The organism is Amycolatopsis sp. NBC_00345 (assembly GCF_036116635.1).
In the GTDB taxonomy this organism is placed as follows: Bacteria; Actinomycetota; Actinomycetes; order Mycobacteriales; family Pseudonocardiaceae; genus Amycolatopsis.
Map to the genome: position 1 here is coordinate 3,446,324 of NZ_CP107995.1, position 21,646 is coordinate 3,467,969.

Annotated in this window: 21 protein-coding genes; 11 read left to right on the forward strand and 10 right to left on the reverse strand. The window is 72.2% G+C overall.

The features are described 5' to 3' along the window. Nucleotides 1-208: 208 nt before the first annotated feature. The gene (locus OG943_RS14980) at nt 209-1,129 is read left to right on the forward strand and encodes a DUF1996 domain-containing protein (protein ID WP_328610374.1); all 921 of its coding nucleotides are present in this window, start codon (nt 209-211) and stop codon (nt 1,127-1,129) included. Further along, complete coding sequence (locus OG943_RS14985) at nt 1,126-1,665, forward strand: DUF305 domain-containing protein (protein WP_328610375.1); 540 nt, start codon at nt 1,126-1,128, stop codon at nt 1,663-1,665. The genes OG943_RS14980 and OG943_RS14985 overlap by 4 nt, the downstream gene beginning before the upstream one ends. 117 nt (nt 1,666-1,782) lie before the next feature. Here OG943_RS14985 and OG943_RS14990 read toward each other — a convergent pair whose 3' ends face one another. Further along, the gene (locus tag OG943_RS14990; RefSeq protein WP_328610376.1) at nt 1,783-2,820 is read right to left on the reverse strand and encodes a LacI family DNA-binding transcriptional regulator; all 1,038 of its coding nucleotides are present in this window, start codon (nt 2,818-2,820) and stop codon (nt 1,783-1,785) included. A gap of 256 nt (nt 2,821-3,076) precedes the next feature. Between OG943_RS14990 and OG943_RS14995 the strand changes: the two genes are divergently transcribed. Further along, nucleotides 3,077-5,734, forward strand: a complete 2,658-nt coding sequence (locus OG943_RS14995; RefSeq protein ID WP_328610377.1) for a glycoside hydrolase family 3 protein — start codon at nt 3,077-3,079, stop codon at nt 5,732-5,734. 88 nt (nt 5,735-5,822) lie between these two features. On the opposite strand, the gene OG943_RS15000 is transcribed toward OG943_RS14995, so the two are convergent. After that, a complete protein-coding gene (locus tag OG943_RS15000; protein ID WP_328610378.1) occupies nt 5,823-6,518 on the reverse strand; it encodes an FMN-dependent NADH-azoreductase in 696 nt (231 codons plus the stop codon). Between the two features lie 85 nt (nt 6,519-6,603). On the opposite strand from OG943_RS15000, the gene OG943_RS15005 reads away from it, so the two are divergent. Beyond that, nucleotides 6,604-7,530: a sigma factor gene (locus OG943_RS15005; protein WP_328610379.1), complete on the forward strand. Its 927-nt coding sequence runs from the start codon at nt 6,604-6,606 to the stop codon at nt 7,528-7,530. Between the two features lie 134 nt (nt 7,531-7,664). On the opposite strand, the gene OG943_RS15010 is transcribed toward OG943_RS15005, so the two are convergent. The 4 genes from OG943_RS15010 to OG943_RS15025 all read right to left on the reverse strand — a co-directional run bounded on the left by OG943_RS15010 (nt 7,665) and on the right by OG943_RS15025 (nt 9,322). Then, on the reverse strand, nt 7,665-7,934 hold the full coding sequence (locus tag OG943_RS15010) for a tyrosine-type recombinase/integrase (protein WP_328610380.1): 270 nt from the start codon (nt 7,932-7,934) through the stop codon (nt 7,665-7,667). Then, entirely contained in the window at nt 7,931-8,299 is a 369-nt protein-coding gene (locus tag OG943_RS15015) for an Imm1 family immunity protein (RefSeq protein WP_328610381.1), read from the reverse strand. The genes OG943_RS15010 and OG943_RS15015 overlap by 4 nt, the downstream gene beginning before the upstream one ends. Then, nucleotides 8,296-9,024: a DddA-like double-stranded DNA deaminase toxin gene (locus OG943_RS15020; protein WP_328610382.1), complete on the reverse strand. Its 729-nt coding sequence runs from the start codon at nt 9,022-9,024 to the stop codon at nt 8,296-8,298. The genes OG943_RS15015 and OG943_RS15020 overlap by 4 nt, the downstream gene beginning before the upstream one ends. Nucleotides 9,025-9,100: 76 nt before the next feature. Continuing rightward, nucleotides 9,101-9,322 (reverse strand): hypothetical protein, encoded by a 222-nt coding sequence (locus OG943_RS15025; RefSeq protein ID WP_328610383.1) that lies wholly within the window; start codon nt 9,320-9,322, stop codon nt 9,101-9,103. 118 nt (nt 9,323-9,440) lie between these two features. On the opposite strand from OG943_RS15025, the gene OG943_RS15030 reads away from it, so the two are divergent. Continuing rightward, nucleotides 9,441-9,614 carry a helix-turn-helix domain-containing protein gene (locus OG943_RS15030; RefSeq protein ID WP_328610384.1) on the forward strand — a complete coding sequence of 58 codons (174 nt, stop codon included), beginning with the start codon at nt 9,441-9,443 and terminating at the stop codon, nt 9,612-9,614. Next, nucleotides 9,611-10,561: a transcriptional regulator gene (locus OG943_RS15035; protein WP_328610385.1), complete on the forward strand. Its 951-nt coding sequence runs from the start codon at nt 9,611-9,613 to the stop codon at nt 10,559-10,561. Before OG943_RS15030 ends, OG943_RS15035 begins: the two co-directional genes overlap by 4 nt. 211 nt (nt 10,562-10,772) lie before the next feature. Here the strand turns inward: OG943_RS15035 and OG943_RS15040 are convergent, their stop codons facing one another. Beyond that, nucleotides 10,773-11,729: a DUF3152 domain-containing protein gene (locus tag OG943_RS15040; RefSeq protein ID WP_328610386.1), complete on the reverse strand. Its 957-nt coding sequence runs from the start codon at nt 11,727-11,729 to the stop codon at nt 10,773-10,775. Between the two features lie 188 nt (nt 11,730-11,917). On the opposite strand from OG943_RS15040, the gene OG943_RS15045 reads away from it, so the two are divergent. Both OG943_RS15045 and OG943_RS15050 read left to right on the forward strand, forming a co-directional pair. Continuing rightward, nucleotides 11,918-12,805, forward strand: coding sequence for an XRE family transcriptional regulator (locus OG943_RS15045; protein ID WP_328610387.1), 888 nt, complete (start codon nt 11,918-11,920; stop codon nt 12,803-12,805). 143 nt (nt 12,806-12,948) lie between these two features. Then, the gene (locus OG943_RS15050; RefSeq protein WP_328610388.1) at nt 12,949-13,473 is read left to right on the forward strand and encodes a CHAP domain-containing protein; all 525 of its coding nucleotides are present in this window, start codon (nt 12,949-12,951) and stop codon (nt 13,471-13,473) included. 75 nt (nt 13,474-13,548) lie between these two features. On the opposite strand, the gene OG943_RS15055 is transcribed toward OG943_RS15050, so the two are convergent. Both OG943_RS15055 and OG943_RS15060 read right to left on the reverse strand, forming a co-directional pair. Beyond that, nucleotides 13,549-14,868 carry a hypothetical protein gene (locus OG943_RS15055; RefSeq protein ID WP_328610389.1) on the reverse strand — a complete coding sequence of 440 codons (1,320 nt, stop codon included), beginning with the start codon at nt 14,866-14,868 and terminating at the stop codon, nt 13,549-13,551. Next, the gene (locus OG943_RS15060; RefSeq protein WP_328610390.1) at nt 14,865-16,856 is read right to left on the reverse strand and encodes an AMP-binding protein; all 1,992 of its coding nucleotides are present in this window, start codon (nt 16,854-16,856) and stop codon (nt 14,865-14,867) included. The genes OG943_RS15055 and OG943_RS15060 overlap by 4 nt, the downstream gene beginning before the upstream one ends. Nucleotides 16,857-17,111: 255 nt before the next feature. Here OG943_RS15060 and OG943_RS15065 point away from each other — a divergent pair, with 255 nt between their 5' ends. After that, the gene (locus tag OG943_RS15065; RefSeq protein ID WP_328612069.1) at nt 17,112-17,924 is read left to right on the forward strand and encodes a formylglycine-generating enzyme family protein; all 813 of its coding nucleotides are present in this window, start codon (nt 17,112-17,114) and stop codon (nt 17,922-17,924) included. Nucleotides 17,925-18,203: 279 nt separating this feature from the next. Here OG943_RS15065 and OG943_RS15070 read toward each other — a convergent pair whose 3' ends face one another. Then, a complete protein-coding gene (locus OG943_RS15070; RefSeq protein ID WP_328610391.1) occupies nt 18,204-19,373 on the reverse strand; it encodes a glycosyltransferase in 1,170 nt (389 codons plus the stop codon). 340 nt (nt 19,374-19,713) lie between these two features. On the opposite strand from OG943_RS15070, the gene OG943_RS15075 reads away from it, so the two are divergent. Continuing rightward, a complete protein-coding gene (locus tag OG943_RS15075) occupies nt 19,714-20,340 on the forward strand; it encodes a TetR/AcrR family transcriptional regulator (protein WP_328610392.1) in 627 nt (208 codons plus the stop codon). Nucleotides 20,341-20,449: 109 nt separating this feature from the next. After that, nucleotides 20,450-21,598, forward strand: coding sequence for an epoxide hydrolase family protein (locus tag OG943_RS15080; protein WP_328610393.1), 1,149 nt, complete (start codon nt 20,450-20,452; stop codon nt 21,596-21,598). The last annotated feature ends 48 nt before the right edge of the window (nt 21,599-21,646 follow it).

Below are 21,646 nucleotides of genomic sequence, written 5' to 3' on the forward strand. Positions count from 1 at the left end.
GCAGGGGACGATTGGAGAGCGCTCTCCAGTGCGGAGGGAAGATTCGCGCCGCCGCCGGGCCGTGTCAAGAGTTTCCCCGAAACCAGGCCGAAAATGGACAGAAACCGACCAGAGCTGACACCCGGGTGCTTCTTGACAGGAGCCCGGCTCGGTCACATGCTTTCTGGAGAGCGCTCTCCCACACCGGCCCCCTCACCGTGGAGGACTCTTGTCTTCGAAACTCGCGCTCCTCGCCTGCGCTGCCGCCGCGGCACTCGCCGCCGCGTTCTTCACCACCCCCGCCGGCGCGGACGACGTCGTGACCCACCACGAGTTCCAGGTCAACTGCTCGCCGAGCCACCACCAGCCCGACGACCCCATCGTGTACCCGGGCCTGCCCGGCGCCTCACACGACCACACCTTCCTGGGCAACAACACCACCAACGCGAACACCACCACGGAGTCGCTGCTCGCCGCGGGCACCGGCAACACCACCTGCCTCGCGCCGGACGACCTCTCCGCGTACTGGTTCCCGACCGTGCTCAACGGCGACCAGGTCGTGCTGCCGAACTTCGCTCAGGTCGTCTACTACAAGTCCGGTGTGCTGGACTACAAGAGCGTCAAGCCGTTCCCGCAGGGGCTGCGGTACCTCGCGGGCAACATGAACGCGACGCAGGACGAGTTCCAGCACGCGGCCGGCGCCATCGAGGGCTGGGAATGCGGGGAGAGCTTCCACAACTGGGACATCCCGGTGACCTGCACGCCCGGCAGCCAGCTCAACATCCGTTACCAGGCCCCCAGTTGCTGGGACGGCGTGCACCTGGACTCGGCCGACCACCGCAGCCACATGGCCTACCCGGACCCGGTTTCGCTGACCTGCCCGGCCGACCACCCGGTGCCGGTGCCGATGCTGGAGTTCAAGATGGCGTTCCCGGTCTCCGGTGACATGTCCGGCGTGCACCTGGCCAGCGGGCGCGGGTACTCGTGGCACTACGACTTCTTCAACGCCTGGGACCCGGAGACGCTCGCCGCGCTCGTCACCCACTGCATCAACGGTGGCCTGCAGTGCGACCCGCGCGGGTTCGACGTGTACAAGCCGGACCGCGGCGGCGTGCTCGGCACGAACTACCGGCTCCCCGGCCGGCCGTGAAAGGCGCCGTCGCGCTCGTGGTGGTGGCGCTGCTCGCCGCCGGCTGCGCCACCACCACCGCGGCGGCCCCGACCGCCGTCCCCTCGGTCGCTGCCGCGTCCGCGACCGCGTTCAACCAGACCGACGTCGCGTGGATCGAGCTGACCGTCCCGATGACGGAGAACGCCGTGGCCGCGCTGGACCTCGCCGCCTCCCACGGCGCCGCGACCGCCGTCACCGGGCAGCTGCTGGACGGGCAGCGCAAGCTGCTGGACCGGCTGCAAACGGTGCGCACGCGGGCGGGACTGCCCGACGTGAACATCCACAGTGGACACCGGCTGCCGGGCCTGATCACCGAGGCCGACCTGGTGGCGTTGCGCGACGCGCACGGCGAGGACTTCAGCCGCCGCTTGCTGCCGCTGGTCGGCGCCCACCTGGCCCAGCTCATCGTGCTCTCCCGCGGCGAGCAGCAGTCCGGCGCCGAACCGTCGACCCGCGCGCTGGCCGGCGACATCACGAAGGCGGCCCAGGAGCAACAGGGTCTGGTACGCGGCTGACCCGCTGAAAGCGCCCCAATGTGGCGTTCGGTGCGTTGGACGCACCGAACGCCACATTGGGTGCGCTCAACGCAACCAACGCCACATTGGGGCGCTCCGGCCGGGCCAAGCGCGGCGTCAGCCCGAGTCTCGGACCACCAGTACCGGGTCGAACACGCGGGACACCGCGCGCAGGTCCGGGTCCGCCATCCGGTCGAGGACCATCCGCACCATCGCCGCGCCCATGTCCTCGACCGGCTGGCGGACGGTGGTCAGCCGGGGGCGGCAGGTGAGCGCGGCCGGGCTGTCGTCGAAGCCGATCACCGCGACGTCGTCCGGGACGCGGCGGCCGCGGTCGCGCAGCACCGACAGGGCGCCGTAGGCCATCAGGTCGTTGGCGACGAACAGCCCGTCCAGCCCGGGTTCCTCGGCGAGCAGCCGTTCCATCGCCTGCTCGCCGCCGAGCTGGGTGAAGTTGGCCTCGGCGACGGCGACGTAGGCGTGCCCGTGCCGCGCCATCGCGTCGCGGAAGCCGGCCAGCCGGTCCTGGCCCGCGGCGGTGTCGGCCGGGCCCGCGATCGTCGCCACGTGCCGGCAGCCGCGGGCGACCAGGCGGTCGGCCGCGAGGCGCGCGCCGTCCTGGTGCGCGACGTCGACCCAGCACACCGGCGCGGGCCGCGTCGGCCGGGCGAACACGGCCGTGGGCATGCCCGCCGCGGTGAGCATCCGGGGCAGCGGATCGGTGCCGTGCAAGGAGATCATCAGCACCCCGCCGACGTTCTCCTGCCGCAGCTTGCCGACGAGCTTCTCCCGCTCGTCGTCGCTGTCGACGACCATCAGCAGCGGGTGCAGGCCGTGCGGGCGCAGCTCGGCGAGCGCGCCGTCGAGCACCCGGCCGAAAAACGGGTCGCCGAACACCCCGCCGCCGAACTCTTCCTGGCCGACGTGCCGCGCGGGCTCGGAGACGACCACCGCGACCGTCGCCGTCCGGCGGTTCACCAGCGACCGCGCGGCCTGGTTCGGCACGTACCCGGTCTCGGCGATGGCGCGCTCCACCGTCTCCCGCAGCCGCGGGTCGACGTTGCGCACCCCGTTCACCACTCGCGAAACGGTGGCGCGCGAGACGCCGGCCACGCGCGCCACGTCCTCCAACGTCGGTGGCTGCTGCGTGGTCACCTGTTCTTTCTAGCATGCGTGAGAGCGCTCTCCCACTCGGCGTACCTGGCCCGATCGGGGATTTCTCCCGTCGTGGCGGTGGTCATCGGCGCCGCGGGCGTGGTGGTGACCTGACCGCCTTAATTCAGGTCGAGAATTAACAGACTTACGTCGGGCCCGAAACCCTTGACGTCATCCGGTTTGCCCGGTCAGGATCGCCTGGGCCCACCGGGCCTTCCCCTCCCCTCCCCCGCCGCCCCTGCCGAACGGACTGTCGATGGCCAGAAGATCCCCCGGGTGGTCCCGGGCCCGCCGGACCACGTTCGCCGCACTCACCAGCCTCACGCTGCTCGGCGGTGTCGCCCACGCGACGCCCGCCGCCGAGACCCCGCCCGCCCCCGCCGCCCAGCCCGAGGTCGGGGCGCCCGCCCTGGACAAGAACGGCTGCGCCCGCATCGAGCAGAACCTGCCGACCCTCTCGGACTGGCCGAAGGTCGACAGCCAGATCGCCAAGAACCCGAAGGACGAGCAGCGCATCGCCCAGATCGTCGCCGGCATGACGCTGGAGGAGAAGGTCGGGCAGATGACGCAGCCCGAGATCTCCGCGATCACGCCCGACGAGGTGAAGCAGTACGCCATCGGCTCGGTGCTCAACGGCGGCGGCTCGTGGCCGGCCGGCAACAAGCACGCCACCCAGCAGGACTGGCTGAACCTGGCCGACTCCTACTGGGCCGCCTCGAAGTCCACCCGCACCAAGATCCCGGTGATCTGGGGCATCGACGCCGTGCACGGCAACAACAACGTCTACGGCGCCACCGTCTTCCCGCAGAACATCGCGCTCGGCGCGGCCCACGACTCGTGCCTGGTCCGCGACGTCGAGAACGCGACCGCGCGCCAGATCCGCGCCACCGGCCAGGACTGGGCGTTCGCGCCGACGCTGGCCGTGGTCCAGGACGACCGCTGGGGCCGCACCTACGAGGGCTTCTCCGAGGACCCGCGCATCACCCGCGCCTACGGGTACGAGGCCATCAACGGCCTGCAGGACGGCGCGACCAAGCGCATCGGCTACAACGGCGTCATCGCCACCGCCAAGCACTTCATCGGCGACGGCGGCACGACCAACGGCCAGGACCAGGGCGTGAACGCCTCGTCCGAAGCCGACATGATCAACCTCCACGGCCAGGGCTACTACGGCGCGCTCGCCGCCGGCAGCCAGACCGTGATGGCGTCGTTCAACAGCTGGACCAACCCCGACCTCGGCATCAACGAGGGCAAGATCCACGGCAGCGACAAGGCGCTCAACCAGATCCTCAAGGGCAAGATGGGCTTCGACGGCCTGGTCGTGTCCGACTGGAACGGCATCGGCCAGGTCACCGGCTGCACCAACTCGAGCTGCCCGCGCGCGATCAACGCCGGCATCGACCTGGTGATGGTCCCGAACGACTGGAAGGCGTTCATCACCACCACCATCGCCCAGGTGCGCGACGGCGAGATCGCGCAGTCACGCATCGACGACGCGGTCACCCGCATCCTGCGTGTGAAGCTGCGCGCCGGGATCCTGGACGAGCAGAAGCCGTCGGACCGCTCGTACGCCAACTCCGACGAGGCGCTGAAGGACAACTGGCTCGCCCGCGACGCCGTGCGCGAGTCGCAGACTCTGTTGAAGAACAACAACAACGTGCTGCCGCTGAAGCCGAAGTCGAAGGTGCTGGTGGTCGGCAAGAGCGCCGACAGCATCTCGAACCAGACCGGCGGCTGGACGCTGTCGTGGCAGGGCACCGGCAACACCAACGCCGACTTCCCCAACGCCACCTCGATCCTCGGCGGCCTGCAACAGGACCTCGGCACCGCGAACGTCACCTACGATCCCACCGGCACCGTGGACCCGAAGGGCTACGACGCCGTCATCGCGGTGCTCGGCGAGACGCCGTACGCCGAGGGTGTCGGCGACTTGCAGCGCAAGACGCTGGAGGCGGCGAAGCTGTACCCCGAGGACCTCGCGACGCTGGACAAGGTCAGCGGCAAGGGCACCCCGGTCGTCACGGTCTACGTCAGCGGCCGTCCGTTGTACGTGAACAAGGAGATCAACCGCTCCGACGCGTTCGTCGAAGCCTGGCTGCCCGGCACCGAAGGCGGCGGCGTCGCCGACATGCTGGTCAAGGGCAAGGACGGCACCGGGTTCCAGGCCAAGCTGTCGTACTCCTGGCCGAAGAGCGCGTGCCAGACGCCGCTGAACCCGTGGAGCCCGAACTACGACCCGCTGTTCCCGCTCGGCTACGGCCTCAAGACCGGGCAGCGCGTCACCGTCGGGCCGCTCGACGAGACCGAGGGCCCGGCGACCTGCGGGTCCACCGGTGGCGGCGGCACCGCGACCGAGGACCTGCCGATCTTCGACCGCACCGCGGTGGCCCCGTACAAAGCCTTCATCGGCTCGGCGGAGAACTGGGGCGGCACCGAGATCGGCCCGGACGGCACCGCGGCGCACTCGGAGATCACCGTCACCCCGGCCGACGTCAACGTGCAGGCCGACGGGCTGAAGACGACCTGGACCGGCACCGGCGCGGCCCAGGTGTACCTGCAGAACCCCAGTGGCACCAACGATCTGCGCGGCTACCTGAACGCGGACTCGGCGCTGGAGTTCGACGTGATCGTGAACTCGCCACCGGTGAACCGCACGGTGGTGAGCATGCACTGCGTCTACCCGTGCTCCTCGGAGGTCACCGCCACCAAGCTGTTCACGGACCTGCCCGCGGGCCAGAAGTCGACGGTGAAGATCCCGCTGTCGTGCTTCGCGAGCGGGCTGGACTTCCAGAACATCAACACCCCGTTCCTGGTCTACACCGACGGCGCGTTCTCGGCCTCGTTCGCGAACGTGCGGTGGTCGCCCGGCGCGGCCAAGGATCCGGACGCGAAAGCGTGTTCGGATCTGACCTAGCTCCAGTGCACTGAGGGTCCGTTAAGGCCTCCTTACCCGCGTCCCACGCGGGTAAGGAGGCCTTAACGGACAACGCAAGCGGCGGGCGTCAGATGTTCGCCTGCAGTTTCCCGGCCAGCTCGGTCACCTCCGCGGTCGCGGTGGCCAACGACTCGGCGGCGAGGGCGTCCAGGCCCGCGAGCGCCGGGATCTCGCGTACGCGCGTCAGCTCCGCCTTCACGACCGAAAGTCGCTCCGGCGTCACCCCGAGGTTCGTCAGGTATGCGCGCAGGTACGGCAGCTGGAAGTCGAAGGCCTCACGCGGGGCGCCCGGTCCGTAACCACCGCCCCGCGCGGCGACCACCACGAAGTTCTTGTCGCGCAGCACCCGCTCCCCCGTCACCGGGTCGGTGAACGCGCCCGGGAACGTGAGCCGGTCGATCCACGCCTTCAGCGAGGCCGGCACGGTGAAGTTGTACATCGGCAGGCCCAGCAGGACCGTGTGCGCGGCCCGGAGCTGGTCGATCAACGGGCGGGTCAGCGCCCACTCGCGCAGCTCGGCGTCGTCGGCGGCCAGCGCGGCGACGTCGTCGAGCGCGGTCGCCCCGTGCCGTTCCACGCGGCGGCCGAGCGTCGCGTACGGCGCGCGGATCAGCGGCACCGGCTCCTCGGCCAGGTCACGTCGCCGCACCGGCCCGCGCCAGGCCGACGCGAACAGCGCGGTCAGCCGCCGGCTCACGGACTCGGCCCCGTCGGCACTGGAGTCGAGGTGCAGCAGCAGCGCCTCGGTTAGCATGTCGGTCATCCGGTTCGGTTCCCCTTTTCCGGTCTGTCGTCGGTTGTTGGTCTCCCTGCCGAACCCGACGAAGCAGGACGAGGAAAGGTGACCGATGCCCGAGGACAAGACACTGGCGCTGCGGTTCGAGGCGGAGCGGCCCCGGCTGCGCGCGCTCGCCCACCGGTTGCTGGGCTCCGCCGCCGAGGCCGAGGACGCCGTGCAGGAGGCCTGGCTGCGGCTCGGCCGGCAATCCGGGACCTCAGGAATCACCGGAGTCTCCGGAACCGCCGAGAATTCCGGAACCGCCGGGATCGCCAACCTCGCCGCCTGGCTGACCACGGTCGTCTCGCGGGTGTGCCTCGACGTGCTGCGCGCCCGCCGCGAGACGCCTGTCGAGCAGGTGCCGGAGCGCGGCGTCCAGGCCGGGCCGGAGGACGAGGTCGTGCGCGCGGGCGAGGTCGGCCGCGCGCTGCTGGTGGTGCTGGCCACCCTCGCGCCCACCGAGCGGGTCGCCTTCGTGCTGCACGACCTGTTCGCCATGCCGTTCGACGCCATCGCGCCGATCGTGGACCGCACGCCCGTCGCGGCGAAGAAGCTCGCCAGCCGGGCCCGGTTGCGGGTGCGCGGCACGCCCGCCCTCCCGGACGCCGACCTGGCCCGGCACACGCAGGTGGTCGAGGCCTTCCTCGCGGCCGCCCGCGGCGGCGACCTGACCGAACTACTGCGGGTGCTGGCCCCGGACGTCGTCCGGCACGCCGATCCGGCCGCCCTGCCCGCGGGCGCGCCGGTGGTGCTGCGCGGCGCCGACGCCGTCGCCCGCGGTACGCGGTTCTTCAGCGGCCGGGCCGCGCTGGCCGAACTCGCGCTCGTCGACGGGCGGCCCGGACTGGTGCTCGCGCCGGACGGCCGGCTCACCGGCGTCCTCCGGATCACCGTGGCCGACAGCCGGGTCACGGCTTACGAGGTCATTGCCGGTCCCGACCGGCTGACTGGGGTGACAGTCGCGATGCTGCCCGAGCGCCGACGAGCCGCTGTATAGGACGTTATACAGTCGGCTGGGATGCCCTGAAGGCCACCTTCATACACCGATATGGCGCCGACCTGGGCGGACGTCCATTAGTTGATCTTCCTGGACAACTTTGGGACAGCTCGGGAACGGGTCGCACCGCCGGGTCAGCCGTCTGTGCCAGTCGCATCACTGTCGCCGCCCGGCACGATCGGCAGGCCGACCATGCGGGCGTTCACGCGCTCCGCCGCCCGGTCCTCCTGGTCCTCGAACAGGTGGTGATACGTCTCGACCGTCGTTCGCAGGTTCTTGTGACCGAGCCGCTTCTGGACCTCGGTCGCGGCCACCCCGTCGGCGATCTCCGCCGACGCGTAGAAGTGCCGCAACTGGTGCTGACCGGGTTTGAGGTCGACCGACGGCAGGTGGGAGGGGGTCACGCGTCGCGCCACGGCACCGTTTCGGGGAGCGTGCCGGCTCGCACGAACTCCCGGACTGCGGTGATCACCTGCGCGACGGGTAGGCCGGTCCCGGGGGGGAAGTCCACTTCGGACGGTATGGCGGGTGAGGCGGGGTCGCCGTTGGTGATGAGGTATCCGGCGTCACCGGCGTATTGCATGTATCCCCATCCGTCGTGAATGTGGACGTCGAGCGCCGTGTCGGCGGTTTGCAGCGATCCGGTGTCGGCCCACGGCTGGGCCAGCAACTCGACCAGCCGTGTCACGTCCGCGTCGGTGGCGAGGGTGATGGACTCGCCGCCCTGTACGCCGTCGCGGAAGGTGGGGACGCTCGCGGTCACGGTCATTGCTGCTGCTCCGTTTCGGTGCCGGTGTACTCGGATACGGTGCCATCGGGTTGCACGACGCGCAGACGCGCCCCCGGCGGCAGGAACCGGGACAGGTACTTGTCGCAGGTGAACGGCGCTTCCCGGTCGAACTCGCGGGTGCCGCACACCTGCCGGTCGATCACCACGGTTTCGTCCCGCAATCCCTGTTCCCGCATGGCCATCGCTATCTTCACCTCGACGTGCGTGGCCAGCCGGGTCGCCGGGCGCGGCGCGTTGCTCTCCGCGACGAACCGGGCGGCCGCCTCGTACTGCGGATCTCCCCGGCCGCTGGCGACCGCGACCGACGTGCCGTCCGAGCGCACCCATTCGCCTTGCGCCTGCCCGCCCGCGACCTCCGCACGCCCGACCCGGGCGCGTGCTTGCGCGACCCGTTCCGCGCGGGTCGGCGGGTCCGGCGCGGGCTTGCCGGTCGGCTTGTCCACCCCGAGCGTGCCGAGATAGCCCGCAAGCAACTGTTCGGCGTGCGTGGTGGCGGCGTGGCATCGCCCGACGCCGGTGGCCACAGACTCGGCGAGCGCGGCCAACTGCCCGGCGTCGGGATCGTTCGTGCCCTCGACCGACTGCCCCCATATCGGCCCCGCCCCGCCGATGAGTCCGTGCGCGGCGGCGAGCGCGGTCTGTGCGGTCGCGATCAACGCGAGACCGTGCCGGACGCGGTCGGCTAGTTCCTCGACCGACGCCACGCAACCCCCTGACACGCCCCATGGAAACCCGGCCGGTGCGGAGCGTGTCGGGGAACGTCCGCGCCGGCCGGGCAGTCTATGACAGGGCGCGCGGCAACGGCACCGCAGCGAGACACGCTGTGCACGGCATCCAGGCCGGGCGGTCGAACCATTCGAGGTCGCCGGACCAGTACGTCACGCCGCAGTAAGCCGTGATGTGCCACGGGTACTGCTCCGGTTCGGGGAACACGTGCAGCACGCGTTGCGACTCGCCGACCGTGCCCGGCCACGGTCGGCCCAGCATGATTCGCGCGGTCATCGTCTGCCCCTCGTGTTCGCACCGGCCCACGCCTCTACCTTCGGCGACCAGCGGCACCAATGACAGACGTTGCCCGTCTACCGTCGTCTACAGTCGGATGCTCGGAGAGGGGCGACGGATGGACCTCGGGGCACGGCTACGGCGTGCGCGCACCGACGCGGGAGTGAGCCTTGCCGCGTTGGCGACCCGCACCCACTACAGCAAGCCGCTGCTCGGGCTGCTGGAGACCGGGAAACGCACGATTAGCCCGGACCACGTCTCGCCTATTCCCGCGCCCTGTGCGTTCCCGTGACGGCCCTGTACGGCCCGCCGGACGACCCGCTGCGGGTCGCGCACGAATGGTTGGTATCCGAGACCACCCCCGTGCAGCGCCACACGGCTGCTGGGCGGCGCGTCGGCGCCACCCTCGCCACCGAGCTAGAGGCGAGGGTGGTCCAGCTGCGCCACCTCGACGACGTGATCGGCGGGGGTGACCTCATCCCGCTGGTGCGCCGGGAACTCGCCGACGCCGAACAGGTGGTGAATGAGTCCAGCTACAGCGACGCCACCGGCCGCCGCTTGCTGACCGCCGTCGGCGAACTCGCTCAGCTGGCCGGGTGGGTGGCCAGCGACGCCGGGCAATACGCCGAAGCCCAGCACGTGTACCTCTCCGGCGTGTCCGCTGCCCGGGACGCCGGTGACCGGGCGTTGGCCCGGCAACTGCTGTCCAGCCTCGCCTACCAGATAGCGAACGTGGGCGACCCGGCCGACGCGGCGCTACTGGCCCGCTCCGCCGCTACCGGCGCCCGCGACGCCACCCCCGTCGTCCGTGCGCTGCTGCTGGAACGGGTCGCGTGGGCGAGTGCCCGTTCCCGCGACACCGACGCCACCCGCCGCACCCTCGACGCCGTGGACGACACCTACGCCGCGCGCACACCTGGTGTCGAAGAGCCGGAGTGGGTGTATTGGCTCGACCGCAACGAAATCGACGTGATGGCCGGACGCTGCCTGATCGAGCTGGGCGAGCCGGCCCGCGCGGAACCCCTCATCTCCCACGCCGTCGCCGCCTACACACCCGAGCACACCCGGGAAGTCGCGCTCTACCGGACGTGGATCGCCGAGGCCTACGCCCGCTCCGGCGAACTCGACGCCGCCCGCTCCGCCCTACAGGCCGCCCGCGAGGCCGGGGACGGGGTCAACTCGACCCGCCTCGCCACCCGCGTCGACCACGTCGCCCGGCTCGTCGGCGCGGACGCCTGACCACGGTTGTCCCGGCCCATCGGCCGGGACAACCGTGGGACAACCGAGAGTGCTCAGCGTCCCCCGACGACGACAGCCAGCCGAGGGACGTTTTCGCACGTCAAACGTTACGCGAGAGGTGTTCCCGCTGGTCACGGAAAGGCCCGTGAATGAAGGCCACCTTCAGGGCATCAACGTCCCTGAAGGTGGCCTTCAGGGCGTGCCCATGTGGTCAGTGCCCGTCCGGGAACGGCCACTCGTTCGTCACGCAGGTGAGGTGGTCGGCGGGCACCGCGCCCTGGTCGCCGCCCGGCACGTTGTTGAGCCGGGCCACGTAGTCGTCGGCGACGCCGAACGACTGCTGCATCATCACCGGCGCGGGCTGCCCGTTGCCGCCGCAGCCGACGTGCGAGTGGCCCAGCGCGTGGCCGACCTCGTGGTTGATCGCGTACACCCGGTAGCCGCTCAGGTTCGGGCCGTAGGCCTTCGCGCCGCGGACCCAGCGGGCCAGGTTGATCAGCACGCGGTGCTTGCTGCTGCGGAAGCAGGACGCCTCGTAGGTGATGGAGAACCCGCAGGTGTCCGGGCGGTGGGTGGTGTCCGGCGTGGTCAGGCTGACCCGGAAGTCCGGTCGCGCCGAGCTGCCGTCCACCCGTTGCAGCGCGAGCTTCCCGTCGGCGGTCCAGCTCTTGGCGTCCGACAGGATGCCCTGAACCGCGCTCGCGAAGCTGTCGTCGCCGGCGTAGCTCGACGGGTCGATGCCGTCCTCGACCTCGACCGTGTAGCGGTAGACCCGCCCGGTGCCGATCTTCTCGCCGGAGCCGGGCACGACGTGCCAGTTCCCGGTGCCGGACGGGGTGAAGTCGCCGCCGTTCGGCAGGACCGCGGTCTCCCCGTTCAGGTCCACCGGGGCGGCCGGGTTCTCCCGGACGCCGGGCCCGGCCGCTTCCGAGGCCGGAGCGCCACCGGCCGGCGGCGGGCCCGCCGCGGACTGCTCCGCCGGCTGCGCCGATGGCGCCGGGGCCGTCACGGACTGGACCACGACCAGGACCGTGACCACCGCCAGCACCGGCAGCGCGTACACCCGCCAGCCGTAGGTGCCCAGGAACCCCTTGCGCTGAGCGGGTTTCCGCTCCTCGAGCGGATTGCGCGCCGCGCGCAGCGGTTCGCGTGCGTCGATCTGTGGCACGTACTTCCCCAGTTTCTCCGGTGACGGATACCCCCATCATGGACGGTCCGGGCCCCGGAAAGGTTGAGACCACGGACCTTCGCCGGTTCCCGGGCCCGCCGCAACGCACCGGCGGCCCGGAGCGGAAAGCCGCGGAGCAGGACTTTCGACGGTTCCGCACTGTGCGTGCGAGTGATCATGATGGGCCGGTGTCCCCATCTCACCCCGCCTCGTTCGCGGTCACGCTGGACGCCGCGATCGAGGAGTCCGGGCTCTCGCTCGACCGGCTCCGGCACCACCTCGCCGCCCGCGGCGTGACGCTGTCGCGCTCGGCCCTGTCCTACTGGCGCCGCGGCCGCTCCCAGCCGGAACGGTCCACGTCGCTGGAAGCCGTGACGCACCTCGAAGCCGTGCTCAGCCTGTCCCCCGGCACGCTGACCTCGCAGCTCGGCCCACGCGCGCCGCGCGGGCGGTGGCTCGGCCGGCCGGCGGACTGCGTCGAGCGCCGCCGGCTCTGGCCCGAGCTGCGCCCGTTCTCGGCCGAGCTGAAGCCGCCGCCGGACGGCCAGCTCGCGTTCTGGTCGATCCACGACCGCGTGGTCGTCGACGCCGACGGCAGCGAACGCGCGCTGCGGGTGCACCTGGTCGCCGAGGCCACGATGGACGGCGTCGACCGGCTGATGACCTACCACCAGTCCGACCACCCGCTGTCCGGCGAGCCGCGCTATCAGGGTGTGCGGTTCGCGCGGACCGGCCGGGTGCGGGTCGACCGCGCGACCGGCATGACCGTCGGCGAGCTGCACCTCGACCGCGTGCTCGCGGCGGGTGAGGTGACGGCCGTGGAGTACGAGGTCGTGTTCCCGCCCGGTGAGCGGATCGACCACTACCACCGGCGGTTCACCCGGCCGGTGCCCGAGTACGTGTGCCAGGTGCAGTTCGGGCTGAACCTGCCGCGGCGCGTGCGGGCCTACGAGCAGCGCGGGCTGTCCGGCCCGCGGCACCCGGGCGCGCCGCTGCGGATCGGCACCTCCCACGCGGTCACCTTCGCCGCCCGCGACGTGCGCCCCGGCCTCTGCGGGCCCCGGTGGGAATGGTGACGCAATTCTGTGGACAAGGGACGCCGACCTGCGGACTCACCCCGCGTCAGTGCTTCTGTCCACTTCCTCCTGGTACGCGCCGTGGACACCCGGTTACGGTCCGCGGCACTTCTCCCCGTCCCCGTCGCAGAAAGGCACCCGCCATGCGCCGTCTCACCCGGGCAGTGACGACCCTCGCCGCCGCTGCCGTGCTCGTCGCCACCGGCACGGCGACCGCCACCGCCGCACCGGCCAGACCGCTGTCGATGGCGGCCCAGTTCGGCACCGCGGCGGCGTCGACGTCGCAGGACACCATCGGCGACACCTACCCCGCGAAGTGGCGCGACATCCCGCAGGACTCGGTCGTCGACGACTGGAACATGTACAACCGCGAGTGCGTCTCGTGGGCGGCGTTCAATGTCGCCGGCCACGGCGAGAGCGCCTCGAACTACGGCGACGCCAAGTACTGGGACGACAACGCGCGCCAGAACGGCTACCGCGTCGACAGCTCGCCCACCCCTGGCTCGATTGCGCAGACCGACAACGGCACGTACGGCCACGTGGCCATTGTGGACAGTGTGCACGGCGGCACCGCGACCGTCGAGGACTACAACTGGGCCGGCGACGGACACTACCTCCGGCACGACGTGAACGTCGGCGACTTCCGCTACATCCACTTCTACAACTGACCCCTCGCCGCTGACCGGGGCCCGGCGCGGGGTCCCGGTCAGCGCGTGGCGGCGGATTCGGTCCACAGTGGACCGTCAGCAGTGCGCCATCAGGTCCCGCCCCAGCGCGGCGGTCTCCGACGAGACGAACGCCGAGGCGAGCCGCAGCGTGGTCCGGTCCCGGGCGGCGAGCGCGACGCCGAAGGTGGGGTCGTCGGCGTAGCTGGAGGACAGGATCGTCGGGACGAGCACCGCTCCCCACGAGGCGCACGCGCGGGTCAGCCGGCTCAGGTGGCCGTGCAGCAGGTCCTCGGAGACGCGCGTCCCCAGTGGAAGCCGGTCGAACGTGCGGACCAGCCACCGGCCGCCGTGCACCTGCTCCAGCCGGGCCTGGATGGTGAAGGCGACTGCCGGGCCGGTGACCCGGCAGTTGACCTCGGTGGGGGCGAGCCGGCCGGTCGGGCCGGCGACCAGGTCGACGTCGAACCAGCCCCGGTGGCCGTCCGCGGCGAGCGCGCGGCCGACCCGCAGGCAGAACCCGGCGGCCGCCCGCTCCAGCCCGGCCGGCAGCACGCCCGGGCCGACCAGCGCGCCCGCGTAGGACGTGCCCTCCACGTCCATCACGCCGACGCCGACGAGGAACACCGCGCCGGAGCTGTCGACCACCGCGTCCGCGGTCACGTCCCGGTACGGCCCGGACGCGGGGGCCAGATCCTCGACCAGCGTTTCCCCGGCGCCGGACAGCCGTCGACGCAGCGCCCGCGCGCCGCCCCGGGCTGAGCGCGGGGTGACGACCACAGCCCCGGATCCGCCCACGCCGTACTCGGTCTTGAGCACGACGCTCTCACCCCGCCGCGCCCGCCGGATCGCGGCGCGGACGGCCTCGCCGGGTGAGCGGTACCGCTGCTGGGCCGGTACGGCGATCGCCGGGTCGCCGTCGGCGAGTTCGTGGAACAGGGCGTTCGCGGCGGCCTTCGACTCCCAGGTGCGCACCGCGCGCAGGGCAGCGCCACCGCTTCCCGAAGCACACCCGGTGGCTTCGAGGAGACGGTCGAGGCCCGCGGTGCGGCCCCAGCCCAGCACCGGGCCGTCCAGCGCGGCGAGCCGGTTCAGCAGGCTCGGCCGGCCGAGCACGGCGTCGGCGAGGTCCGGCGCGCCGGACAGACCGCCGTACACCTCGACCGGATCCCAGTGCAGGGCCTGGCGCTGGAGGTCGAGCCAGCCGGGATCGGGCTCCCCCGGCAGCACCACGACCTCGGGATGCGGGCTGTAGAACAGCGCCAGGTCGGCGTAACGGTGGCCGGCCCGCACCGATTCCGCGTCCGGCTCGGCGAACTGCCCGTTGTAGCCGGCGACGTTGCCGAGGTGGGCCGCTCGCCGGCCGCCGGTCCACGCGTGACGCCAGTCCCCGGTCATCGGGAGCGGTCGGCTCGCGCGGCGGCGCGGGCCGCCGCGCAGAAGAACAGGACCACGACCGCGGCCGCCAGCATCAAGGCGACGTTGAAGACGAACACGAGCACGCCCTGGCGCGGCCAGTCCTGCGGCGAGCTCAGCCGGTAGAGGTTGTCCTGGGGCCACCAGGCGAGCAGCAGCCAGGCGATCGCCAGGTGCGTCAGCACGGTCAGCCACCGCGGGCAGCCCCAGCCGGACAGCAGGGAGTAGCCCATGAACAGGTACGCCACCCCGAGCCCGAGCGAAGCGGCCTCCGCGGCGTAGAGCACCTGGAAGAACGCCGCCCACGGCTGGGGCACCGCCGCGGTGTTCGTGGAGCCGGGCCAGATCACGCTCGTGAGGAAGTACAGCGGCAGCGCGACCGGCACGGCGATGAGGAGCATCGCCCCTAAGTAGTGCGGAAGCCGGTCCCCCGGCACCGCGCCTCCCGGCCGCGTGCCCTTGCCCCCGGACCGCGAGTACTTCGGCTTGGGCGCCCGGGGCAGCCGGTCGCGGTCGACGGCACCGCGGCGGTCCCGCGGCAGGGCCGGCACGGCGACGATCGTCCGCGGCGCCGGAGCGCCGCCCCGCAGCTGGACCAGCACCGCGATGAGCAAGTGCGGGAAGAGCACCTGCTCGGGATCCGTGACGACGTAGGCGACTGCCTCGTCTTCAGTGTCCTGATAGGACTCACCCCGCCGCACGGGCGCACCGGCGACCACGGCGTCACTCACCCCCGGCAGCGACCTCAGCGCGGCCTCGCACTCGGCGACGTCGGACGGGGACAGCCCCGGCACCCGGACGTCGGCGCGGCCGACGTACTGCAGCAGCCCGTCGGATCGCCGGATGCCCAGGTCACGGGTCTGCTTCACAGCGCCGTCGACCTTCACCGCCAGCGTTCCGACGCCCGGCACCTCCTTACGACGCCGCCGTCGCCGGGCATCGGTCACGCTCACCCTGGCCCCGGTGACGGGACGGCCGATCAGCGAGACGTCGTCCGGCCCGCCCAGTTCGGTGGGTTCCAGGCGGCAGATGTCCCGGGGCGACTCGGGAATCCGGTACACGTGCAGGACGCGGGCGTCCGGCCCGAGGATCCGCTGGGCCTCCCGGTGCTCGCGCACGAACCAGCTCTCGCCGCTCACGGCGAGCAATCGGACCGACGTCGCCGGTTCCCCGGCCAACCGGCGCAGCAGCCGGCGGACCACGGGCGTCTCGCACTCCAGCACGGTGATCCGCTCGTCGGCCAGCACCACGGCGAGTTCGTCCACGTCGGCGGTGCGGTCGGAGGTGAAGTTCCGTTCGAGGACGACCAGGGTGGCGCCCGTGCCCAGCGCCCGTACCCAGTCGCCGGTGAACACGACGGATTCCACGGAGGCGGTCTGCAGCACCCGGTCTCCGGGAGTTAGTCCATAGTGGACTTTCCAGTCCCGCAGGGCGCCGGCCAGGTGACTGTGCTCGACCACCGACGTCGCCGGGCTCCGCGCGGTGTGGGCGAGGAAAGCCGGTGCGCTGCCGGTGATCTGGACGTCCGGCCCGGCCGCGCTCTCCCCGGCGATCGCGCCCGCCTCGGTGTCCAGGCAGACGATGCCGGCGTCGACCGCGTCGGCCAGCCGGATGCGGTGGCTTTCCCGCGTGAGCACGGCCGACGGGGCGACCGCGCGCAGAACCTCACGCAGGACGCCGTCGGGCGCGGACGGTTCGAGCATGACGTAGGCGGCGCCGGCCCGGAGCACGGCGAGCACCGACACCGGCAGGTCGGCGGACCGGTCGAGGCAGATCACCACCACGTCGTGGCCCCGCACACCGCGGCGGATCAGATGGTTCGCCAGCCTCGCCGACGCGTCGTCCAGCTCGCGGTAGGTGAGCGCGCGCTCGCCGCACACCACGGCGACGGCGTCCGGCGTGGCCCGCGCGTGCGCTTCGACCCGTCGGTGCACCAGCTCGGTTCCGCCGCCACGGTTCTTGTCAGGCATCACCGCAGATTCGCACAGGGCGGTGGGACCCCTCCCGGCCCGGACCAGGGCCCGGCGGACGGGCCGGGCCGTACCCGGCGGAATGGTACGTTCGGCGTTCGCCGGCGCTGTCCACTCCGGACCGGTTGGGGTGCCGGCGGTGAAGGCAAGGAGGGAACGCTCGTGTCCAGCTGCTGCCCGCCCGGCCGCTCCGGCACGGATTCCTTCCCCCGCACCACACCCGGCCCGGCGGCCGCCACTCGCGCAGCCGACGGCATGATCGTGCTGCCCGGCGGCACGTTCCGCATGGGCACCGACGACGCGGACGGTTTCCCCGACGACCACGAGGGCCCGGTCCGCGCGGTCACCGTGGCCCCGTTCGCGATCGACCCCCGCGCCGTGACGAACGAGCGGTTCGCCGCGTTCGCCGACGCCACCGGGTACCGCACCGAGGCCGAGTCGTTCGGCTGGACGTACGTGTTCGCGAAGTTCCTGCCCGGCGAACTGCGCAAGAGCTCCCCGCGACCGGCGGCGGCGCCGTGGTGGTGCGGGGTGTCCGGGGCGAGCTGGCGCCACCCCGAGGGCCCCGCCAGCTCCGTGGCGGACCGCGGCGACCACCCCGTCGTCCACGTGTCGTGGAACGACGCGACGGCCTACTGCGCGTGGGCGCGACTCCGGCTGCCGACCGAGGCCGAGTGGGAGTACGCCGCGCGCGGCGGCCTGGACCAGGCGCGCTACCCGTGGGGCGACGAGCTGACCCCGGACGGGCGGCACCGGTGCAACATCTGGCAGGGCCGCTTCCCGGTCCGTGACACCGCCGAGGACGGCTACTCGGGCACCGCACCGGCGGATGCCTTCCCGCCCAACGGTTTCGGCCTGTACAACGTCTCCGGCAACGTCTGGGAATGGTGCGCCGACTGGTTCGACACGACCCAGGCGAACCGCTCGATGCGCGGCGGCTCGTATCTGTGCCACGAGTCGTACTGCAACCGCTACCGGGTCGCCGCGCGCACCTCCAACAGCCCCGACAGCTCCAGCGGCAACACCGGCTTTCGCTGCGTGGCCGACGTCGCCGACATCGGCCGCTAGGGGCTTGCCGCGGCTGTTCGGCAACGTCGGTCGCTGGGGACTGGCCTCAGACCGCGCTCGCGGGGCGGAAGCTGCATTCGGCTGCGGGCTGGCGGCTGGCGGCGCTCGGCAACGCCGCTCGCCGAGGGGCTGCCCTTTAGCGCGGGGCCGCAGGGCCGAGGCGGCGTAGGACTGCGTTGTGGCACTTGCCTTTTGCGTGTCGCCCAGGCCCGCGGCCTCACCGAGTCGCGACCGCCCGGCGCTGCCTGCACCCTCACCCCGTCGCAACCGCCCGCCGCCTCACCGCGCGGCGACCGGCACCACGGCCTCACCTCGGCGGGACTGTTGCGCGTGGGCCGTGAGCGTGGCCATCACCTCGGCCGGCGCCGGGGCGTGCGCGATTTCCGCCGCGACCTCGGCGGCCCGGGCGTGCAGCGCGTCGTCGTGCAGCGCGCGGGTCACGGCGCCGGTGACCTCGGCGGCCGAGCCCACCACGATCGCCACGCCCGCGGCGGCGGCGAGGGCCGCATTGACCGGCTGGTCGGCGCCCTGGGGCCACAGCACCATCGGCTTGCCCCGGCTCAGCGCGCCCAGCACCGTGCCGGAACCACCGGCGGCGACCACCAGGCGCACCCCGTCGAGCAGCTGGTCCATCGGCGCGAACGACACGTACCGCAGCTCGCCGCGGCCGGTGGACTCAGGCGGGCGCGAAATCGCCAGGCCGAGGGTGGCCAGCACGTTCACGTCCGCATCGGCGACGGCCGAACCGAGCGCGGCCAGCATCTCCTCCTCGGTGAACACCGTGCCCAGGGTGAGCAGCACCGTCGGCCGGCCCGGGTCGCTGAAACGAGGCAGCACGGCGGGCTCACCGCGCGGACGGCGGTGAGCCCTGGCCCGGACCGGCAGCCGCGGCGCGGGGCTGACCCAGCCCGGGTCCTGCAGCGCGGGCGGACACGGATCGACGTAACTGGACGCCGGAACCGGCTCGATCCCGGCCCGCCGGTAGTACGGGACCACGGCCCGCTCGATCACCTCGGCCGGCATCGGGGCCAGCCCCGGGCCGATTCCCACCTGGTGCCAAGGAATCCCGAGCCCGGCGGCCACCAGGGGACCAACCGTGTCGAAGGCTTCGGCGACGACCAGGTCCGGCGCCCAGCCACGGGCGTGCCGCAGCGCCTGCTCACCGTCGAGGTCCAGCCGGGCTGCCCCGAAGATCTCCCCGAGCATCGCCGGGTCCGGCCGTGTGGGGTCACCGCCGGTCCGGCGGGCCGCCTCGGCCAGGAATTCCTGCACCGCGGCGCCGTCGCCGAGAAGCTGCACCCCGGGGTCGAGCTCCCCGACGGCCAGCGGCCGCACCCCCGGACCACCCAGCAGGCCGACGACATGGCCGCCCGCGATCGCGGCCTCCATCAACGGGGCCAAGGGAAACAGGTGCCCGTGGGCAGGCAGGGCACTGAACAGAATCCTCATCGCGCTTCCCCTGATCCGAGAACTTCGACCGGTCCGGCGATCGCCGGACCACACCGCACCGACAGCCACGCCACCAACAACCCGGCCACCGACAGCCACGCCGCTGACCATCCGGCCACCCGCAGCCCGGCCACCAGCAACCCGGCCACCAGCAACCCGGCCGCTGACCGCCCGGCGACCGAAGGACCGAACACCGAAAGACCCGGCCCGCCGGCTGCGTGGCGCGCGGCCTCCCCTCGTCCGGCGACTCCCGTCCGGGACAGGCAACTCGCGGGCGCCAATTCAGGTTAGCGTATCTGTAATGAATGCTCCCGTCACGTAACCAAGGTAATCTGCCCGGATGCCGGCTTCACCCCGCTCGTACCACTCGCCCCGGCGGGCACAGGCCGCGAGCGAAACCCAGCGAGACATCCTGCGGACCGCCCGGCGGCTGTTCATCGCGCACGGCTACGGCCAGGTGACGATGGCCGACATCGCGCGCGCGGCCGGAACCGCCGTGAAGACGGTGTACGCGAGCGTGGGCACGAAAACCGACGTCCTGCACACGCTGTTCGCCACCGACATAGCCGAGTCCTGCGCCGCCCGGACCAACGCCGAAGTGCGGGCCAGCAGCGACCTCGAATCCGCCGTCGAGGCGCTGGCCCGCGGCACCCGCGAGGACAACGAGCAGTTCAAGCCCTCGGTCGACCTGCTGTACTCGTCGATGGCAAGCGATGACGGCGCGCGCGAGGCGTGGCAGCACGTGGTGAAGGAGTACCGCGACGCGCTCCGGGACGCCGCCGCCCACCTCGTCACCGCCGGTTTCGTCGCGCCGCACCTCGACGTGGACGGGACCTCGGACCGCCTGTGGTTCTGCTTCGGGCTGGGCGCTTGGCGGACCCTCACCGTCGACTGCGACTGGAGTTACGACGACGCCGAGCGCTCACTCCGGCGCCAAGCCGTCACCATGCTCACCGATCCCGGCTGATCCGGCGAAGACTGTACTTCCGAGGGGCCTGACGGCCAGATCGCCACCGCCGTGGGAATCCCGCCAGGAGACCCGCCGCCGGCGCGGCCGCACGACTACCGTCGATCCCATGATCGAACCCTTCACCTCGCGGGCCGATCCCGCCGCTCTCGACGACCTCCGCACCCGGCTGCACCTGACGCGCTGGCCGGACGCCCCGCAGGACGCGGGCTGGTCCCTCGGCGCCGACGTCGGCTACCTCCGCGGCCTCGTGGAGTACTGGGCCGACGGCTTCGACTGGCCGGCGCAGGAGGCGGCGCTCGCGCGGCTGCCGCGGTTCCGCACCACGCTCGGCGGCCTCGGGATCCACTTCGTCCACGCCCGCGCCGCCGCCCCGGGCGCGCTGCCGCTGCTGCTCAGCCACGGCTGGCCCGACTCGTTCTGGCGCTACAGCAAGGTCATCCCGCTGCTGACCGACCCCGAGGACCCCGCCGACGCATTCGACGTGATCGTCCCCGACATGCCCGGTTACGGCTTCTCCGAACCGCCCACGGGCGCGCCGCTGGACTCGATCGCGGTCGCCGGGCTCTGGGCGCAGCTCATGACCGACCTCGGTTACCCGCGCTTCGCCGCCGCGGGCGGTGACATCGGCAGCAGCGTCAGCCGGTTCCTCGCCCTGGACCACCCGGACCGCGTCGCGGCCGTGCACCGGATGGACGCCGGCCTGCCCGTTTTCACCGGCGACCCCGCCGACCTGACGCCCGAGGAACGCGACTGGCTCGCCGGCACGGCGGCCTGGGGCCGGGACGAAGGCGCGTACGCCGCCATGCACCGCACCAAACCCCAGACCGCCGCGACAGGCCTCACCGACTCCCCCGCCGGGCTCGCCGCGTGGATCGTGGAGAAGCTCCGGTCGTGGAGCGACAACGACGGTGACGTCGAGCGCAGCTTCACCCGGGACGAGATCCTCACGAACATCACGCTCTACTGGCTCACCGGCACCATCGGCTCGTCGATGCGCATGTACCACGCGAACGCCGCGATCCCGCCCGAGCAGCACGCCCGCCGCGTCGAGGTCCCGTCCGGCTTCTCGCGGTTCCCCGGCGACATCGCCTTCCCGCCGCGCACATGGCTGGACCGCATCGCGAACGTCCAGCGCGTCACCGACCATCCGCGCGGCGGGCACTTCGCGCCGTTCGAGGAGCCCGAGGCCTACGCCGCGGAGCTGCGCGAGTTCTTCCGGCCCTACCGGAAGGCCTCCCGCCCAGCTATCTCCTGAACCACAGAGAAGGACGTCATGACCTCGAACCGGCGCTTCCCAGGGCTT

Bases quoted from the DNA above. Each gene is read 5' to 3' on its own strand.
- OG943_RS14995 (WP_328610377.1), top strand. From the start codon at position 3,077: ATGGCCAGAAGATCCCCCGGGTGGTCCCGGGCCCGCCGGACCACGTTC.
- OG943_RS15000 (WP_328610378.1), bottom strand. From the start codon at position 6,518: ATGACCGACATGCTAACCGAGGCGCTGCTGCTGCACCTCGACTCCAGT.
- OG943_RS15005 (WP_328610379.1), top strand. From the start codon at position 6,604: ATGCCCGAGGACAAGACACTGGCGCTGCGGTTCGAGGCGGAGCGGCCC.
- OG943_RS15015 (WP_328610381.1), bottom strand. From the start codon at position 8,299: ATGACCGTGACCGCGAGCGTCCCCACCTTCCGCGACGGCGTACAGGGC.
- OG943_RS15025 (WP_328610383.1), bottom strand. From the start codon at position 9,322: ATGACCGCGCGAATCATGCTGGGCCGACCGTGGCCGGGCACGGTCGGC.
- OG943_RS15030 (WP_328610384.1), top strand. From the start codon at position 9,441: ATGGACCTCGGGGCACGGCTACGGCGTGCGCGCACCGACGCGGGAGTG.
- OG943_RS15050 (WP_328610388.1), top strand. From the start codon at position 12,949: ATGCGCCGTCTCACCCGGGCAGTGACGACCCTCGCCGCCGCTGCCGTG.
- OG943_RS15055 (WP_328610389.1), bottom strand. From the start codon at position 14,868: ATGACCGGGGACTGGCGTCACGCGTGGACCGGCGGCCGGCGAGCGGCC.
- OG943_RS15060 (WP_328610390.1), bottom strand. From the start codon at position 16,856: ATGCCTGACAAGAACCGTGGCGGCGGAACCGAGCTGGTGCACCGACGG.
- OG943_RS15065 (WP_328612069.1), top strand. From the start codon at position 17,112: ATGATCGTGCTGCCCGGCGGCACGTTCCGCATGGGCACCGACGACGCG.
- OG943_RS15070 (WP_328610391.1), bottom strand. From the start codon at position 19,373: ATGAGGATTCTGTTCAGTGCCCTGCCTGCCCACGGGCACCTGTTTCCC.
- OG943_RS15075 (WP_328610392.1), top strand. From the start codon at position 19,714: ATGCCGGCTTCACCCCGCTCGTACCACTCGCCCCGGCGGGCACAGGCC.
- OG943_RS15080 (WP_328610393.1), top strand. From the start codon at position 20,450: ATGATCGAACCCTTCACCTCGCGGGCCGATCCCGCCGCTCTCGACGAC.